Origin of the sequence: Streptomyces sp. NPDC127595 (assembly GCF_042671685.1) — a bacterium.
Lineage (GTDB): Bacteria > Actinomycetota > Actinomycetes > Streptomycetales > Streptomycetaceae > Streptomyces.
Genome location: NZ_JBHXWK010000005.1, coordinates 148,645 through 164,200, shown reverse-complemented (window position 1 = coordinate 164,200; position 15,556 = coordinate 148,645). Strand labels below are relative to the sequence as shown.

13 protein-coding genes and 2 tRNA genes are annotated in these 15,556 nt (G+C 67.6%); 13 read left to right on the top strand and 2 right to left on the bottom strand.

Annotated elements, in window-relative coordinates; translation table 11 throughout:
* Positions 1–350: 350 nt before the first annotated feature.
* Together ACFVKT_RS17735 and ACFVKT_RS17730 are read left to right on the top strand one after the other, a co-directional pair.
* Positions 351–773, top strand: a complete 423-nt coding sequence (locus tag ACFVKT_RS17735) for a DUF6578 domain-containing protein (RefSeq protein ID WP_385732388.1) — start codon at positions 351–353, stop codon at positions 771–773.
* Positions 774–1,183: 410 nt separating this feature from the next.
* Positions 1,184–1,357, top strand: a complete 174-nt coding sequence (locus tag ACFVKT_RS17730) for an integrase (protein ID WP_385732386.1) — start codon at positions 1,184–1,186, stop codon at positions 1,355–1,357.
* A gap of 66 nt (positions 1,358–1,423) precedes the next feature.
* On the opposite strand, the gene ACFVKT_RS17725 is transcribed toward ACFVKT_RS17730, so the two are convergent.
* Positions 1,424–1,497: transfer RNA gene (locus ACFVKT_RS17725), tRNA-Gly, on the bottom strand.
* A gap of 152 nt (positions 1,498–1,649) precedes the next feature.
* Here ACFVKT_RS17725 and ACFVKT_RS17720 point away from each other — a divergent pair.
* The 5 genes from ACFVKT_RS17720 to clpX all read left to right on the top strand — a co-directional run bounded on the left by ACFVKT_RS17720 (position 1,650) and on the right by clpX (position 6,591).
* Positions 1,650–1,726: transfer RNA gene (locus ACFVKT_RS17720), tRNA-Pro, on the top strand.
* A gap of 201 nt (positions 1,727–1,927) precedes the next feature.
* Complete coding sequence (gene tig / locus ACFVKT_RS17715) at positions 1,928–3,310, top strand: trigger factor (RefSeq protein ID WP_385732384.1); 1,383 nt, start codon at positions 1,928–1,930, stop codon at positions 3,308–3,310.
* A gap of 431 nt (positions 3,311–3,741) precedes the next feature.
* Positions 3,742–4,347, top strand: coding sequence for an ATP-dependent Clp protease proteolytic subunit (locus ACFVKT_RS17710; RefSeq protein WP_385733156.1), 606 nt, complete (start codon positions 3,742–3,744; stop codon positions 4,345–4,347).
* 116 nt (positions 4,348–4,463) lie between these two features.
* Complete coding sequence (locus ACFVKT_RS17705) at positions 4,464–5,144, top strand: ATP-dependent Clp protease proteolytic subunit (protein WP_384468206.1); 681 nt, start codon at positions 4,464–4,466, stop codon at positions 5,142–5,144.
* A 160-nt stretch (positions 5,145–5,304) separates the two neighbouring features.
* Positions 5,305–6,591 carry an ATP-dependent Clp protease ATP-binding subunit ClpX gene (clpX, locus tag ACFVKT_RS17700; RefSeq protein ID WP_385732381.1) on the top strand — a complete coding sequence of 429 codons (1,287 nt, stop codon included), beginning with the start codon at positions 5,305–5,307 and terminating at the stop codon, positions 6,589–6,591.
* Between the two features lie 68 nt (positions 6,592–6,659).
* On the opposite strand, the gene ACFVKT_RS17695 is transcribed toward clpX, so the two are convergent.
* On the bottom strand, positions 6,660–7,631 hold the full coding sequence (locus ACFVKT_RS17695; RefSeq protein ID WP_385732379.1) for a hypothetical protein: 972 nt from the start codon (positions 7,629–7,631) through the stop codon (positions 6,660–6,662).
* Between the two features lie 137 nt (positions 7,632–7,768).
* Here ACFVKT_RS17695 and ACFVKT_RS17690 point away from each other — a divergent pair, with 137 nt between their 5' ends.
* The 6 genes from ACFVKT_RS17690 to mreC all read left to right on the top strand — a co-directional run bounded on the left by ACFVKT_RS17690 (position 7,769) and on the right by mreC (position 15,554).
* Positions 7,769–10,393, top strand: a complete 2,625-nt coding sequence (locus ACFVKT_RS17690) for a valine--tRNA ligase (protein ID WP_385732376.1) — start codon at positions 7,769–7,771, stop codon at positions 10,391–10,393.
* Positions 10,394–10,569: 176 nt separating this feature from the next.
* Positions 10,570–12,099: a bifunctional folylpolyglutamate synthase/dihydrofolate synthase gene (locus ACFVKT_RS17685; RefSeq protein ID WP_385732374.1), complete on the top strand. Its 1,530-nt coding sequence runs from the start codon at positions 10,570–10,572 to the stop codon at positions 12,097–12,099.
* Between the two features lie 5 nt (positions 12,100–12,104).
* A complete protein-coding gene (locus ACFVKT_RS17680) occupies positions 12,105–12,476 on the top strand; it encodes a DUF4233 domain-containing protein (RefSeq protein ID WP_385733154.1) in 372 nt (123 codons plus the stop codon).
* Positions 12,477–12,580: 104 nt separating this feature from the next.
* A complete protein-coding gene (ndk, locus tag ACFVKT_RS17675; RefSeq protein ID WP_365441692.1) occupies positions 12,581–12,994 on the top strand; it encodes a nucleoside-diphosphate kinase in 414 nt (137 codons plus the stop codon).
* A 385-nt stretch (positions 12,995–13,379) separates the two neighbouring features.
* Positions 13,380–14,399, top strand: a complete 1,020-nt coding sequence (locus ACFVKT_RS17670; RefSeq protein WP_164369335.1) for a rod shape-determining protein — start codon at positions 13,380–13,382, stop codon at positions 14,397–14,399.
* 216 nt (positions 14,400–14,615) lie between these two features.
* Positions 14,616–15,554, top strand: a complete 939-nt coding sequence (gene mreC / locus ACFVKT_RS17665) for a rod shape-determining protein MreC (protein WP_385732372.1) — start codon at positions 14,616–14,618, stop codon at positions 15,552–15,554.
* Positions 15,555–15,556: the final 2 nt, after the last annotated feature.

The window sequence follows — 15,556 nt, the reverse complement described above, 5'->3', positions numbered from 1 at the left end:
GCCGGGCGGGCTCCCGGCTCCGCTCGGGGCGCCGCTCCTGCCGTCGGCCCGCTCCGCCCCGGCTGCGCCGACGCCCGCCCACTGCGGATAGGCCCGGAGGCATGAGGCGAGCGCCCCAACGCATGCGGCCCACGGTCAAGGACATGCCTCCGGCGGGGGATCGGCCGGCACCGGGTGGGAGGGGGCGCCGTTCCCGGCCGCGGGCACATCGTGGCGAGCGTGGTGGCTCCCATCCCGTTCACCGTCGCCCCAGGCAGAGCCGAGCAGGGGAGAGCGGTGGGTTGAGGTCTGTGCAGAGGGTGCGAGCAAAACCCCTGGTGAGCGCAGGACACCCTACGGACAATGACCGCATGACGTTGACGATTTGGGTCGATGACTGGCAGATCCAGTGCTGCGGGGAGAACTTCACGCCGGGGGATGTCGTCTCCTGGCACCTGCTGGAAGTCGATCCCGAGGATTACGCCGACCTCGTTGGCAGCGAACGTGCTGCGGAGATCGACTTTTGCGAAGAGCATCACGGCGGGGAAGGCGAGCATGCGCCAACCCGGTTGCGGGTGCTGACTATCACGGAGGTGCACTGTAGGTACGAAGTCCCTCTAGGCAGCACGTCGAACGTACGGCATCCGGTACCAGGCACAACCGAATTGGTAGGGGTCCGAGAAGGGGACGGACGGGCAGCGAATCGCCCACACGTCGAGTTCACCGGCTACCTCGTGACGGCCGAGCGGACCGAACTGTCAAGGGCGCCTGCGTCGTCTGACACCAGCGGCTGACACCAACACGGGCGTACGTTGCCGATCAACGGTGAACCTCAGCGGCAGCAGGACCAGGGCTCAGCGGACGTTCATCAGGGTCGAGAGACCACCTCGATCGACCTGATAAGGATGAGGCCAGAGGTTCAAGTTCACGATCGCCGGGGGATGTGGCGCATGACGGGGTACACGTGGCCGAAGGGTGTCGGTGATCCGAGGCCGGAGGACATACGACGTGCGTGGCCAGCAACGAAGGCCGCCCTGCCCGTCGGCGCCACCGTGAGTGGCAAGGCCATCGGTCGACAGCCCTTCGGCGTCTTCGTACAGATTGACGGTGTCAACGATGCACTGGGCTTGGCAGAGATCTTCGGCACACTGGTAACACTCTTGCCGCGTCCACGGGCGCGAGCACAAGGGAGCTGATGTCCCGCATGGGCCACAGCACCGCCCGTGCCGCGCTGATCTACCAGCACGCGAGCGCCGATCGCGATCGCCTGATCGCAGACGCGGTGAGCGGTCTGGTGAAGAAGGGCCGGAAGGGCGCCAGGAAGCCGAAGAAGCAAGATCGAAAGCCCAAGGGGCACGCGGGGGACACGGCGGACTGAACGGAGTTCCCGGCAACGACAAGGGCCAGGCGGAGGATTGAACCTCTGGCCTGGCCCTACGTCATTTGGAGCGGGCGACGGGAATCGAACCCGCGTAGCTAGTTTGGAAGACTAGGGCTCTACCATTGAGCTACGCCCGCAAGGGACGCACCGCAGGTCAGTGACCGCGGCACAGAAGGCATCGTAGCGGGTCGCACCCGCTGGCCGCACATCCCGTTACGTGCCCCGTGCACGCTCCCGAAATGCGGCAGCCGTACCCGCCTGGGGCATGTATCTTACGTGTCGCACCAGACGGGGTGTGGCGCAGCTTGGTAGCGCGTCCGCTTTGGGAGCGGAAGGCCGTGGGTTCAAATCCCGCCACCCCGACCACCGTGCGGCCACCGTGCCGGACGATCGCCAAGATCACCTTTTGGGGCGTGTACCGCCTGCGGTTACTATGCAAGCTGCGTGCCCGTGTGTCTGCATTGTTACGACGTCTCTCAAGGGCCGCGAATCCGCCCAAGGCTCTGCCCGACTCGGCAGCAGCACGCAGCAGAACCCCCAAGAAGTCAGCCACAAGGAGACCGAACCGTGAAGAGCGCCGTGGAGACCCTGAACCCGACTCGGGTTCGGCTCAGCATCGAGGTGCCCTTCGAGGAGCTCAAGGACAGCCTCGACGCGGCGTACAAGAAGATCAACCAGCAGGTCACGGTGAAGGGGTTCCGGAAGGGCAAGATCCCGGCGCGCGTCATCGACCAGCGGTTCGGTCGCGGCGCCGTGCTGGAGGAGGCCGTCAACGACGCGCTCCCGAAGTTCTACACCGAAGCGGTCAACGAGGCTGAGTTGAACGTCCTCGGCCAGCCCGAGGTCGACATCACCGAGCTGAAGGACGGCGAAACGCTGAACTTCACCGCTGAGGTCGATGTCCGCCCGTCCATCGAGATCCCGGACTACTCCGGCATCGAGGTCGAGGTCGACGCCGTCGAGGTCAGCGACGAGGACGTCGAGAAGGCCGTCACCGAGCTGCGCGAGCGCTTCGCCTCGACCTCCCCGGTCGAGCGCGCCGCCCAGGACGGCGACGTCGTCACCCTCGACCTGGAGGCCAAGGTCGACGGCGAGGTGCTGGAGGACGGCATCGCCTCCGACGTCTCGTACACCATCGGTTCCGGCGAGCTGCTCGACGGCATCGACGAGGCCGTGAAGGGCCTGGAGGCCGGTGGCGAGGCCACCTTCGCCTCCGAGCTCAAGGGCGGCTCGGCGGCCGGCAAGGAGGCCGAGGTCACCGTCAAGGTGTCCCAGGTCGCCGCGCGCGAACTGCCCGAGCTGGACGACGACTTCGCGCAGCTCGCCTCCGAGTTCGACACCATCGAGGAGCTCAAGGCGGACAGCCGCAAGCGCCTGGAGAACATGAAGCAGTACGACCAGGCCACGCAGGCCCAGGAGCGCGTCCTGGAGAAGCTGCTCGAGCTGGTCGAGGTCCCGGTCCCCGAGAAGCTGCTCGCGGACGAGATCAACACCCGTAAGCACAACCTCGAGCACCACCAGCTCGGCCAGATGGGCCTCGACCTCGAGAAGTACCTCGAGATCCAGGGCAAGACGGCCGAGGAGTTCGACGCCGAGACCGAGGAAGCCGCGGTCAAGGGCATCAAGACGCAGTTCGTCCTGGACGAGCTCGTCAACAAGGAGAAGCTGAACGTCAACCAGGAGGAGCTCACCGAGCACCTCATGCGGCGCGCGGCCTCCTCCGGCATGTCCCCCGACCAGTTCGCCCAGGCCGTCGTCGAAGGCGGCCAGGTCCCGATGCTGGTCGGCGAGGTCGCCCGCGGCAAGGCCCTCGCGGTCGTCGTCGAGGCCGCCGTCGTCAAGGACACCAACGGCGAGATCGTCGACCTGGACGACGAGGACGAGGACGCTCCCGCTGAGGAAGCCGCCGAGTCCGTCGAGGGCGCCGGTGCCGAGAAGACCGAGGCCTGACCGCCTCGCCTTGTACGCCACGACGGGCCCCCGGGGACTTCCTGCCCCCGGGGGCCCGTCGGTCTTTGGGGGCGCGGGGAACTGCCCGAGCAACCCACGACAAGCCGCGCCCGCCGACGAGCCGTCCATGGCGGACGCGTCCGCGGCTTTACGGGCGAAGGGAGCCGCACCCCTGAGAAAGCCCCGCTGAACCCCTGCTCAAGCCAGCGCCGCGCATGCGCTCACAGCGAACAGTTCCCCCTCCGGGATTCCCCGGAGGGACCCGCGCGTTAGGGTCCATGAAGACGAGGGCAGGGGAGTCCCCGAAGCCGCCCGGAGGCGGTGTACAGCCGCTCCCATGGCGGTGTGTACCGGGGTCCCACGCCCCAGCCGAAGACGTGAGACGGCCCGGCGCCGTCGTAAGACGAGCAGGTGGATACGTGACGAATCTGATGCCCACAGCTGCCGGCGACCCTATCGGTGGTGGCCTCGGTGACCAGGTCTACAACCGGCTGCTCGGCGAGCGGATCATCTTCCTCGGCCAGGCGGTCGACGACGACATCGCCAACAAGATCACCGCGCAGTTGCTGCTCCTTGCCTCCGACCCGGAGAAGGACATCTACCTCTACATCAACAGCCCCGGCGGCTCGATCACTGCCGGTATGGCGATCTACGACACCATGCAGTACATCAAGAACGATGTGGTGACGATCGCCATGGGCATGGCGGCCTCGATGGGCCAGTTCCTGCTCAGCGCCGGCACCCCCGGCAAGCGCTTCGCGCTGCCGAACGCCGAGATCCTGATCCACCAGCCCTCGGCCGGCCTCGCCGGCTCCGCGTCGGACATCAAGATCCACGCCGAGCGGCTGCTGCACACCAAGAAGCGGATGGCGGAGCTGACCGCGTTCCACACCGGCCAGACCGTGGAGCAGGTCACCCGCGACTCGGACCGCGACCGTTGGTTCGACCCGGTGGAGGCCAAGGAGTACGGCCTCATCGACGACATCATGCCCACCGCGTCCGCCATGCCGGGCGGCGGCGGTACCGGGGCGGCGTAAGCCCCACAGCGCCCCTCAGGGCGGCGCGGGCCTCTCACCGCCCCCAGGGGTGGCGCAGGCGCCCCAGCGCCTTCAGCCGACCGCCACAGCCCTTTTCAGGCTCTTCAGGAGACACAGTGAACGACTTCCCCGGCAGCGGCCTCTTCGCCCGCACGCAGGCCGAGTACACCGGTCCTCGCGCGGAGTCCCGCTACGTCATCCCGCGCTTCGTCGAGCGCACCTCGCAGGGCGTGCGTGAGTACGACCCGTACGCGAAGCTGTTCGAGGAGCGCGTGATCTTCCTCGGCGTGCAGATCGACGACGCCTCCGCCAACGACGTCATGGCGCAGCTCCTGTGCCTGGAGTCGATGGACCCCGACCGTGACATCTCGGTCTACATCAACAGCCCCGGTGGCTCATTCACGGCGCTCACGGCCATCTACGACACGATGCAGTTCGTGAAGCCGGACGTCCAGACGGTCTGCATGGGTCAGGCCGCCTCGGCCGCCGCGATCCTGCTGGCCGCCGGTACGCCGGGCAAGCGTATGGCTCTTCCCAATGCGCGCGTTCTGATCCACCAGCCTTACAGTGAGACCGGCCGCGGGCAGGTCTCCGACCTCGAAATCGCTGCGAACGAAATCCTCCGGATGCGTGCGCAGCTGGAAGACATGCTGGCCAAGCACTCGACCACGCCGATCGAGAAGATCCGCGAGGACATCGAGCGCGACAAGATCCTCACGGCTGAGGACGCGCTGGCGTACGGCCTGATCGACCAGATCATCTCCACCCGGAAGATGAACAACAACGCGGTCGTCTGACGTATCCCTGTAGCATCTGCCGCTCCTTGGCGCGGTTCACGACAAAGTGAACCGCGCCAAGGGGGGCCCGAACGGGGGGCTCGGCAAGGTACCGTCGGACATAAGGCAGCACCAGGAGCCGCTGGACCTAGGCGTCTCCCAGGCGAAGGGGAAGCACACCGTGGCACGCATCGGTGACGGCGGCGATCTGCTCAAGTGCTCGTTCTGTGGCAAGAGCCAGAAGCAGGTCAAGAAGCTCATCGCAGGCCCTGGTGTGTACATCTGCGACGAGTGCATCGATCTCTGCAACGAGATCATCGAGGAAGAACTGGCGGAGACGAGCGAGGTGCGCTGGGAGGAACTCCCCAAGCCCCGCGAGATCTACGAGTTCCTCGAGGGGTACGTCGTAGGCCAGGAGCCGGCCAAGAAGGCGCTCTCGGTCGCGGTGTACAACCACTACAAGCGCGTCCAGGCCGGTGAGAACAGCGCGGGGCAGAACCGCGAGGACGCCATCGAGTTGGCGAAGTCCAACATCCTGCTTCTCGGCCCGACGGGTTCGGGCAAGACACTCCTCGCCCAGACCCTGGCCCGCATGCTGAACGTCCCGTTCGCCATCGCCGACGCGACGGCGCTGACGGAGGCGGGGTATGTCGGCGAGGACGTCGAGAACATTCTGCTGAAGCTCATCCAGGCAGCGGACTACGACGTCAAAAAGGCCGAGACCGGCATCATCTACATCGATGAGATCGACAAGGTCGCGCGGAAGAGCGAGAACCCCTCGATCACCCGCGATGTGTCCGGCGAAGGTGTCCAGCAGGCCCTGCTGAAGATCCTCGAGGGCACCACGGCCTCGGTCCCGCCGCAGGGCGGACGCAAGCACCCGCACCAGGAGTTCATCCAGATCGACACGACGAACGTGCTGTTCATCGTGGGCGGCGCCTTCTCGGGTCTGGAGAAGCTCATCGAGTCGCGGGCGGGAGCCAAGGGCATCGGCTTCGGCGCGACGATCCGCTCCAAGCGTGAACTCGAAGCCAAGGACCAGTTCGAGGACGTCATGCCCGAGGACCTGGTCAAGTTCGGCATGATCCCCGAGTTCATCGGCCGTCTACCCGTCATCACCTCGGTCCACAACCTGGACCGCGAGGCCCTTCTCCAGATCCTCGTCGAGCCCCGCAACGCACTGGTGAAGCAGTACCAGCGCCTCTTCGAACTCGACGGTGTGGAGCTGGACTTCGAGCGCGAGGCCCTCGAAGCCATCGCCGACCAGGCCATCCTCCGCCAGACCGGCGCCCGCGGGCTGCGCGCCATCATGGAGGAAGTCCTCATGTCCGTGATGTACGAGGTCCCGTCCCGCAAGGACGTGGCCCGCGTCGTCATCACCTCGGACGTCGTCCGCTCGAACGTGAACCCGACGCTGATCCCGCGGGATGCGCGCGGACGCGGTCCGGGCGAGCAGAAGACGGCGTAGCCAGATCCCGTACGACGAAGGGGCCCCGGTCAACTGACCGGGGCCCCTTCGTGGTTGACGTGCCGAGGTCAGATCTTCACCCGCACGTCCTTGCGGAACTTGGCCGTGAGCTCGGCGGCTGCCTCGAGGTCGGCGCTCTTGCCCGCCATGGCGCTGGCCATGTCGATGTTGATGATGACGCCGAGCGTGCTGTGGTCACCCCAGATGCACACCGGCATGCTGATCTCCGAGGGACCGGAGGCCGCGTCGCCGGACGACTCGGTGTCGGTGATCTTGGTCTCCTGGCACTTCAGGACCGCGCCGTCGAGACCGCTGGGCGTGTAGCTCTTCGGGCTGCCCACGGCCTGGCCCTCGTCCGGGTTCTCCGCGGCGCCGTCCTTCATGTCTGCGAACATGGCGTCGACGACCTTCTCCGGGTCTTCGATCTCTCCGTATACGCCCATGAAGTTGACCATCTGCATGGCCAGCGGGTTGCCCTCGTCCCCGGCCTGGTAACCCGCGTGGACATCCTTGGCACCCTTGACGCCGTGCTTCTCGGCGTCCTTGACGTCGCTCTCGTCGAAGCCGCCGCTGTCGGCGTCATCGGCCTTCTTGTACTCACCGTTGAGTACCGTCGCCGGAGTAGTCAGCTTGTGCGCCCCGTCGTCCGCGACATCCGAACTACCGCCGCTGCCGCCGCCGATGACCAGATACGCGCCCACGGCGATCGCGGCCACGACGGCCACCGCGCCGATGATGAGGCCCGTCTTCTTGCCGCCGCCGCCCGGCGGGGGCGGCTGCGGGGCGCCGTAGGGCTGCTGGCCGTACGGGGCCTGGCCGTAGGGCGGGGTCTGCGGCGGGACGCCCGGGGCACCCTGCTGGGGGTAGCCGTAGCCGGGCTGAGCGGGGGGAGCCTGCTGCGGGTAGCCATAACCGGGCTGGGGGGCCGCCTGCGGCTGCTGGGGCTGCTGGCCGTAGGGGCCCGGCTGACCGCCCGGCTGACCGTACGGTCCGGGCTGCTGCGGCTGCCCGCCGTACGGGCCCGGCTGGTTGTAGCTCATTCCTGGGTTCCCCCTCCAGATGCTTATGTGTTCCTGACATCCTCGCGTACAGGTCAGACAGCCAGGTCCTCGGGGGCCGCACCGTTACGAAGTAAACGCGTTTCGGGACACCCCTGTGACGCCTCTAAACTGACCCCGTGACCGACAACGCTCAGCAGCAGCCACCCGCGCCCACCTCCGACCTGCCGACCCAGTACGCGCCGGCCGAGGTAGAGGGGAAGCTGTACGAGCGCTGGGTCGAGCGGGGTTACTTCGCCGCCGATGCGAAGAGCGACAAGCCCCCGTACACGATCGTCATCCCCCCGCCGAACGTCACCGGGTCGCTGCACCTGGGCCACGCCTTCCAGCACACGCTGATGGACGCGCTGACGCGCCGTAAGCGCATGCAGGGCTTCGAGGCGCTGTGGCTGCCGGGGATGGACCACGCCGGTATCGCCACCCAGAACAAGGTCGAGCAGCAGCTCGCCGAGGAGGGCAAGTCGCGGCAGGACCTCGGCCGTGAGGCGTTCGTCGAGCGCGTCTGGCAGTGGAAGGAAGAGTATGGCGGCAAGATCCTCGGGCAGATGCGCCGGCTCGGGGACGGCGTGGACTGGTCGCGTGAGCGGTTCACCATGGACGAGGGTCTGTCGCAGGCCGTCCAGACCATCTTCAAGAAGCTGTACGACGACGAGCTGATCTACCGCGCCGAGCGCATCATCAACTGGTGTCCCCGATGTCTGACCGCCATCTCCGACATCGAGGTCGAGTACCAGGAGGACGACGGCGAGCTCGTCTCGATCAAGTACGGGGAGGGCGACGAGACCCTCGTGGTCGCGACCACCCGCGCCGAGACGATGCTCGGTGACACCGCCGTCGCCGTTCACCCCGACGACGAGCGCTACAAGCACCTCGTCGGCAAGCGGATCAAGCTGCCGCTGACCGACCGCACCATCCCCGTCGTCGCGGACACGCACGTCGACCCCGAGTTCGGCACCGGCGCCGTCAAGGTCACCCCCGCCCACGACCCGAACGACTTCGCCATCGGCCAGCGCCACGGCCTGGAGTCGATCACCGTCATGGACGAGCGGGCGGTCATCACCGTCCACGGCCCCTTCCAGGGACTCGACCGCTTCGAGGCCCGCTCGGCCATCGTCGGCGCGCTCCGCTCGCAGGGCCGGATCGTCGCCGAGAAGCGTCCGTACGTCCACTCGGTGGGCCACTGCTCGCGCTGCCGCACGACCGTCGAGCCGCGCCTGTCCATGCAGTGGTGGGTCAAGGTCGGCCCGCTGGCCAAGGCCGCCGGCGACGCCGTCCGCGACGGCCGCGTCGCGATCCACCCCGCCGACATGTCGAAGCGCTACTTCGACTGGGTCGACAACCTCAACGACTGGTGCATCTCACGGCAGTTGTGGTGGGGCCACCGGATCCCCATCTGGTACGGCCCTGACGGCGAGGTCGTCTGCGTCGGCCCCGACGAGGAGCCGCCGAGCGGCGAGGGCTGGACGCAGGACACCGATGTCCTCGACACCTGGTTCTCGTCCGGCCTGTGGCCGTTCTCCACGCTCGGCTGGCCCGAACAGACCCCGGACCTGCAGAAGTTCTACTCGACCGACGTCCTCCTCACCGGCCACGACATCATCTTCTTCTGGGTCGCCCGGATGATGATGTTCGGCCTGTACGCGATGGACGGCGAGGCCCCCTTCAAGACCATCGCGCTCACCGGCCTGGTCCGCGACGAGCGCGGCAAGAAGATGTCGAAGTCCTTCGGCAACGTCGTCGACCCGCTCGACTGGATGGACAAGTACGGCTCCGACGCCGTCCGCTTCACCCTCGCCCGCGGCGCCAACCCCGGCACCGACGTGCCGATCGGCGAAGACTGGGTGCAGGCCTCCCGGAACTTCGCCAACAAGATCTGGAACGCCACGCGCTTCGCGCTGATGAACGGCGCGACAGTTCAGGGCCCGCTGCCCGAGCCGTCGAAGCTGTCGGCGACCGACCGGTGGATCCTGTCCCGGCTGAACAAGACCGTCTCCGAAGTCGACGCGCTCTACGACGACTTCCAGTTCGCGAAGCTGTCCGACTCGCTCTACCACTTCGCGTGGGACGAGGTCTTCGACTGGTACGTCGAGCTGTCGAAAACGACGTTCATGGCGGGCGGCGAGCCGGCGAAGGTGTCCGGCCGGGTCCTCGGTGAGGTCCTGGACGTGACGCTTCGGCTCCTCCACCCGGTCGTCCCGTTCGTGACGGAGACGCTCTGGACCACTCTCACGGGCGGTGAGTCCGTCGTGGTCGCCGAGTGGCCGAAAGACAGCGGCTTCCGTGACGACGCCGCCGAGCGGGAGATCGAGACGCTCCAGCAGGTCATCACCGAGGTGCGGCGTTTCCGTGCCGATCAGGGGCTGCAGCCGGGGCAGCGTGTTCCGGCCCGGCTGACGCTCGACGGGACCGCGCTGGCCCCGCACGAGGCCGCCATCCGGCAGCTGCTGCGTCTCCAGCCGGAGGGCGAGGGCTTCTCCGCCACGGCGACCCTGCCGGTCGGCGGCGCCGTCGTCGCGCTCGACCTCTCCGGCACGATCGATGTCGGCGCGGAGCGCAAGCGGCTCGCCAAGGACCTCGCCGCCGCCGAGAAGGAGAAGGCGCAGGCGCACGGGAAGCTCGGCAACGAAGCGTTCCTCGCCAAGGCGCCGGACCAGGTGGTCGAGAAGATCCGCACCCGCCTCGCCAAGGCGGACGAGGACATCGCCCGGATCAAGGAGCAGCTGGAGCGACTGCCGGAGGCGTGACCGGGGGCGGGGTGGGGTGGGGTGGTTTTTCGCCCCCTCCGCCCCTGCCCGTCCCGTACCTGGGGGCTCCGCCCCCAGACCCCCTATCGCGCTGAACGCGCTCGTCCTCAAACGCCGGACGGGCTGAAACTCTTGCCCGAGCCGGAGAGCATTCAACCGCTCCGTAGACTGGCCCCGTGAGCCAGCTCCCCCCGCACGACAGCAGCGAGTCCGAACCCCAGGATCCCCTCGGGCTCTTCGAGGAGATCGTCGAGGCCGAGACCGGCCGTGACCCCGATCTCGCGGTGATCGAGGCCGGCAGCCGAACCCTGCGCACGCAGGGCGTCGGCGGCCCGGAGGCCGACGTACCCGGCCGGCCGGCCGACCCCGAGACCGACAAGGCACTCCGCGAGGTGGAGGCCGAGCTCGCGACCCGCTGGGGCGAGACGAAGATGGAGCCGTCGGTCAGCCGCATCGCCGCGCTGGTGGACGTCCTGGGGGACCCGCAGCGGGCGTACCCGTCGATCCACATCACGGGGACGAACGGCAAGACGTCCACGGCCCGCATGATCGAGGCCCTGCTCGGCGCCTTCGACCTGCGCACCGGCCGGTACACCAGCCCCCACGTGCAGTCGGTCACCGAGCGGATCAGCCTCGACGGGGTGCCGATCTCCGCCGAGCGGTTCATCGAGACGTACAACGACATCAAGCCGTACGTCGAGATGGTCGACGCTCAGCAGGAGTTCCGGCTGTCGTTCTTCGAGGTGCTCACGGGAATGGCGTACGCCGCGTTCGCGGACGCGCCCGTCGATGTCGCCGTCGTGGAAGTGGGCCTGGGCGGCACCTGGGACGCCACGAACGTCATCGACGCCGACGTCGCCGTGATCACCCCGATCGACCTCGACCACACCGACCGGCTCGGCGAGACGCCCGGTGAGATCGCGGTGGAGAAGTCCGGGATCATCAAGCAGAACGCCACCGTGATCCTGGCCCAGCAGCCGGTGGACGCTTCGCAGGTGCTGCTGAAGAAGGCCGTGGAGGCCGACGCGACCGTGGCCCGGGAGGGTCTCGAGTTCGGCGTCGTGTCCCGAAACGTCGCCGTCGGCGGACAGCTCCTCACGCTGCGCGGCCTCGGCGGCGAGTACGACGAGATCTATCTCCCGCTGCACGGCCCCTACCAGGCGCACAACGCTGCCGTGGCGCTCGCCGCCGTCGAGGCGTTCTTCGGCGTCGGCGCCCAGCGCCCCGACCCGCTCGACCTGGACACGGTCCGCAAGGCGTTCGCGGCCGTCGCCTCTCCGGGCCGTATGGAGGTCGTACGACGGTCCCCGACGGTCGTGCTGGACGCGGCGCACAACCCGGCGGGCGCCCGTGCCACCGCCGAGGCGATCCCGGACGCCTTCGACTTCAGCCGGCTCATCGGCGTCGTGGGCGCCAGCGCCGACAAGAACGTGCGAGGGCTGCTGGAGGCCTTCGAGCCGATCCTCGCCGAAGTCGTCGTCACGCAGAACTCCAGTCAGCGCGCGATGGACGCGGACGAACTGGCGGGGATCGCCGTCGAGGTCTTCGGCGACGACCGGGTGCAGGTGGAGCCGCGGCTCGACGACGCCCTGGAGGCCGCGATCACGCTGGCCGAGGAAGAGGGCGAGTACGCCGGCAGCGGTGTGCTGGTCACTGGCTCCGTCATCACCGTCGGCGAGGCCCGGCTGCTGTTGGGGAGGGGATGACGGCTGTGCGTACGCTCTGTGCTTCGACTCTGATCGGTGAGTTCTTCGTCATCGGGTTCGCCGCGCTGGTCGCGATGAAGGACCCCGATCTGGCGACCTCCACGGTGTGGACGGTCAGCGGGATCCTGATGGCGCTGAGCATCCTGCTCTGCGGCGTGATCACCCGGCCGGGTGGCCTGCAGCTCGGCTGGGCCCTGCAGATCGCGCTGATCGCCAGTGGTTTCTTCGTGCCGTCGATGTTCATCCTCGGGCTGATCTTCGCCGCCTTGTGGTGGGCGTCGATCCACTACGGGCGGCAGATCGACGAGGCCAAGGCCCGGTTCGCGGCGCAGGCGCAGGACCCGGCGCAGGGGCAACCGGGGGGTCACGCGGCGTAGTGGTGGCGGCGTGCCCCCGTATCACCTGACGTTGCGTAACACCTACCCAGACACGCCCTGTAGCCTCGGTTCCTCGCACACCATGTGATCGAAGGAGCCATCAAGTGAGCCAGCGCACCCTCGTCCTTCTCAAGCCCGACGCCGTCCGTCGCGGCCTGACCGGCGAGATCATCAGCCGTATCGAGCGCAAGGCCGGCTGGCAGATCACCGCGCTGGAGCTGCGGACGCTGGACCAGGACACGCTGGAGCAGCACTACGGCGAGCACAAGGGCAAGCCCTTCTACGAGCCGCTGGTGGAGTTCATGGCGTCCGGGCCGGTCGTGGCGCTCGTCGTCGAAGGCGAGCGGGTCATCGAGGGCGTGCGCGCACTGGCTGGTCCCACCGACCCGATCGCCGCCGCGCCGGGCTCCATCCGCGGCGACTTCGGTGTGATCGTCCGCGAGAACCTGATCCACGCCTCCGACTCCGAGGAGTCCGCCGAGCGCGAGCTGAAGATCTTCTTTCCCGGCCGCGGCTGAGGAAGATCTTCTTCCCCGGCCGCGGCTGAACGAGTGGCGGGGCCGGAGCTTCGGGCCGTCAGTATCCTGAGCTCCGGGCCGTAAGTATTTCGAGAATCTTTCTGATGGAGCGTCAGCTCCACTCGGATGTCTGACCTGGGACGGCCGTGTATTTACGGCCGTCCCGTGGCATATGCGTGCCGATCGGGGGAACGCGTCCCCCCGATGGCCCGTCTCCAGGAGCGGGGCGGCGTCACATCTGCTGACAATGGCGAAGACCCTCGCGCAGTGTTCGTGCAGGCGCGTCTACGATGTAAGCCTTCACGTCACTGCACCCAACTCGCCGTCCTAAAAAGCCGTCAAAGCTCCACTTGGGAAGGCCAGACGAATCCTGATGGGGAACTCAATGTCGTTCATCGGCCGTGACATGGCTGTCGACCTCGGGACCGCCAACACGCTGGTGTACGTCAGGGGTCGCGGGATCGTACTCAACGAGCCGTCCGTCGTCGCGATCAACACCAACACCGGTGGCATTCTCGCGGTCGGCGCGGAAGCGAAGAAGATGATCGGGCGGACCCCCGGCAACATCGTTGCCGTGCGTCCGTTGCGGGACGGCGTCATCGCCGACTTCGAGATCACCGAGCGTATGCTCCGCTACTTCATTCTGAAGATCCACAAGCGGCGCTACCTCGCCCGCCCCCGTGTCGTCGTCTGTGTGCCCTCGGGCATCACGGGCGTCGAGCGCCGTGCCGTCATCGAGGCGTCGTCCCAGGCCGGGGCGCGCCAGGTGCACATCATCGAGGAGCCCATGGCCGCGGCCATCGGTTCCGGCCTGCCGGTCCATGAGGCCACGGGCAACATGGTGGTGGACATCGGCGGCGGCACCACGGAGGTCGCGGTCATCTCGCTCGGCGGCATCGTCACCGCCCAGTCCATCCGCGTCGCGGGCGACGAGCTGGACAACGCGATCATCCAGCACATCAAGAAGGAGTACTCGCTCCTTCTCGGTGAGCGGACTGCCGAACAGATCAAGATCACGATCGGTTCGGCGTACGACCTCGACAATGACGAACACACCGAAATCCGTGGCCGGGACCTCGTGTCCGGGCTGCCCAAGACCGTCGTCATCTCCGCGGCCGAAGTGCGCAAGGCCATCGAAGAACCGGTCAACGCGATCATCGACGCCGTGAAGACGACACTCGACAAGTGCCCGCCGGAGCTCTCCGGTGACGTGATGGACCGCGGAATCGTTCTGACCGGCGGCGGAGCCCTGCTGCGCGGTCTCGACGAGCGGCTGCGTCGCGAGACGGGTATGCCGATCCATATCGCGGAGGACCCGCTGGACAGCGTGGCGCTCGGCGCCGGCAAGTGCGTCGAGGAGTTCGAGGCACTCCAGCAGGTTCTGGACGCCCAGCCGCGCAGATGAGGTAACTCTTCGATTCCGCCGTACGAGATGCACCCTTCTCGTACGGCGGATCGTTGATATTCAGGAATAAGCTCCCTCATAACATCCTCAACACCCTTGGCATTTCTGCTCGGGGTGCGCCCCTGTTGACGCATCCCGGCCCACCCTGACCGACCTCGACCCATCCCGAACTCTTTTCCTGAACCATTCCGACGTAGGAAGGCACGGCCGCCGCACGTGAGGGACACACGAGAGAGCCGGCTGCTCCTGGTGCTGCTGATCGCCATCGCGTTCGCTTTGATCACGGTGGACATCCGCGGTGGCGAGGATTCACCGGTCGACGGTGCCCGGGGGGCCGCCGCCACGGTCTTCGGCCCGATCGAGAACGGGGTGGCGTCCGCGGTCGACCCCGTCGGCAACGCGATCGCGGCGGTCCGCGACTCCGGAGAGCGGCACGACCGCATCGCCCAGCTCGAACAGGACAACGCGGCGCTGAAGGCGAAGCTCGGCAGCGACGACCGCAACAGCAGCCGTCTCGCGCAGTTCGACAAGATGCTGAAGACGGCGGGCGCCGGACAGTACGGCATCAAGGGCGCCGAGGTCATCGCCATAGGAGCGGCCCAGGGCTTCTCCTGGACCGTGACGATCGACGTGGGCTCCGGCGACGGCATCACCCGCGACATGACCGTCCTCAACGGAGACGGCCTGGTCGGGCGCGTCACCACGGTCGGCCCGAACACCGCCACCGTGCTGCTCGCCAACGACCCCGACTTCACCGTCGGCACCCGCATGGAGGCCACCGACGAACTCGGCTTCGCCTCCGGACAGGGCGACCAGCCGCTGCGCGTAGAGCTGCTCAACGGCAAGGCCAAGATCAACAAGGGTGACCGGCTGGTCACCTTCGGCTCGCAGGCCGACAAGCCCTTCGTGCCCGGCGTACCCGTCGGTGTCGTCTCCCGCGTCGACCCGTCCGGCGGCGACCTGACCCGCACCCTGTACGTCAAGCCGTTCGTCTCGTTCACGAAGCTCGACATCGTCGGTGTCGTCGTGCAGACCCCCGACAAGGACCCGCGCGACGCCGTGCTGCCGCCGAAACCCAAGCCAACGCCCACGCCGACGGTGACCGTGACGGTCACCCCCTCGGCGGACGTGCCCGTCGACGGCCAGCTGCAGTAGGA

What these genes read in the sequence shown, in the direction of transcription:
- ACFVKT_RS17735 (WP_385732388.1), top strand. Translation starts at nt 351, where the DNA reads ATGACGTTGACGATTTGGGTCGATGACTGGCAGATCCAGTGCTGCGGG.
- ACFVKT_RS17695 (WP_385732379.1), bottom strand. Translation starts at nt 7,631, where the DNA reads ATGAGCTACAACCAGCCGGGCCCGTACGGCGGGCAGCCGCAGCAGCCC.
- ACFVKT_RS17710 (WP_385733156.1), top strand. Translation starts at nt 3,742, where the DNA reads ATGCCCACAGCTGCCGGCGACCCTATCGGTGGTGGCCTCGGTGACCAG.
- ACFVKT_RS17730 (WP_385732386.1), top strand. Translation starts at nt 1,184, where the DNA reads ATGGGCCACAGCACCGCCCGTGCCGCGCTGATCTACCAGCACGCGAGC.
- ACFVKT_RS17670 (WP_164369335.1), top strand. Translation starts at nt 13,380, where the DNA reads ATGTCGTTCATCGGCCGTGACATGGCTGTCGACCTCGGGACCGCCAAC.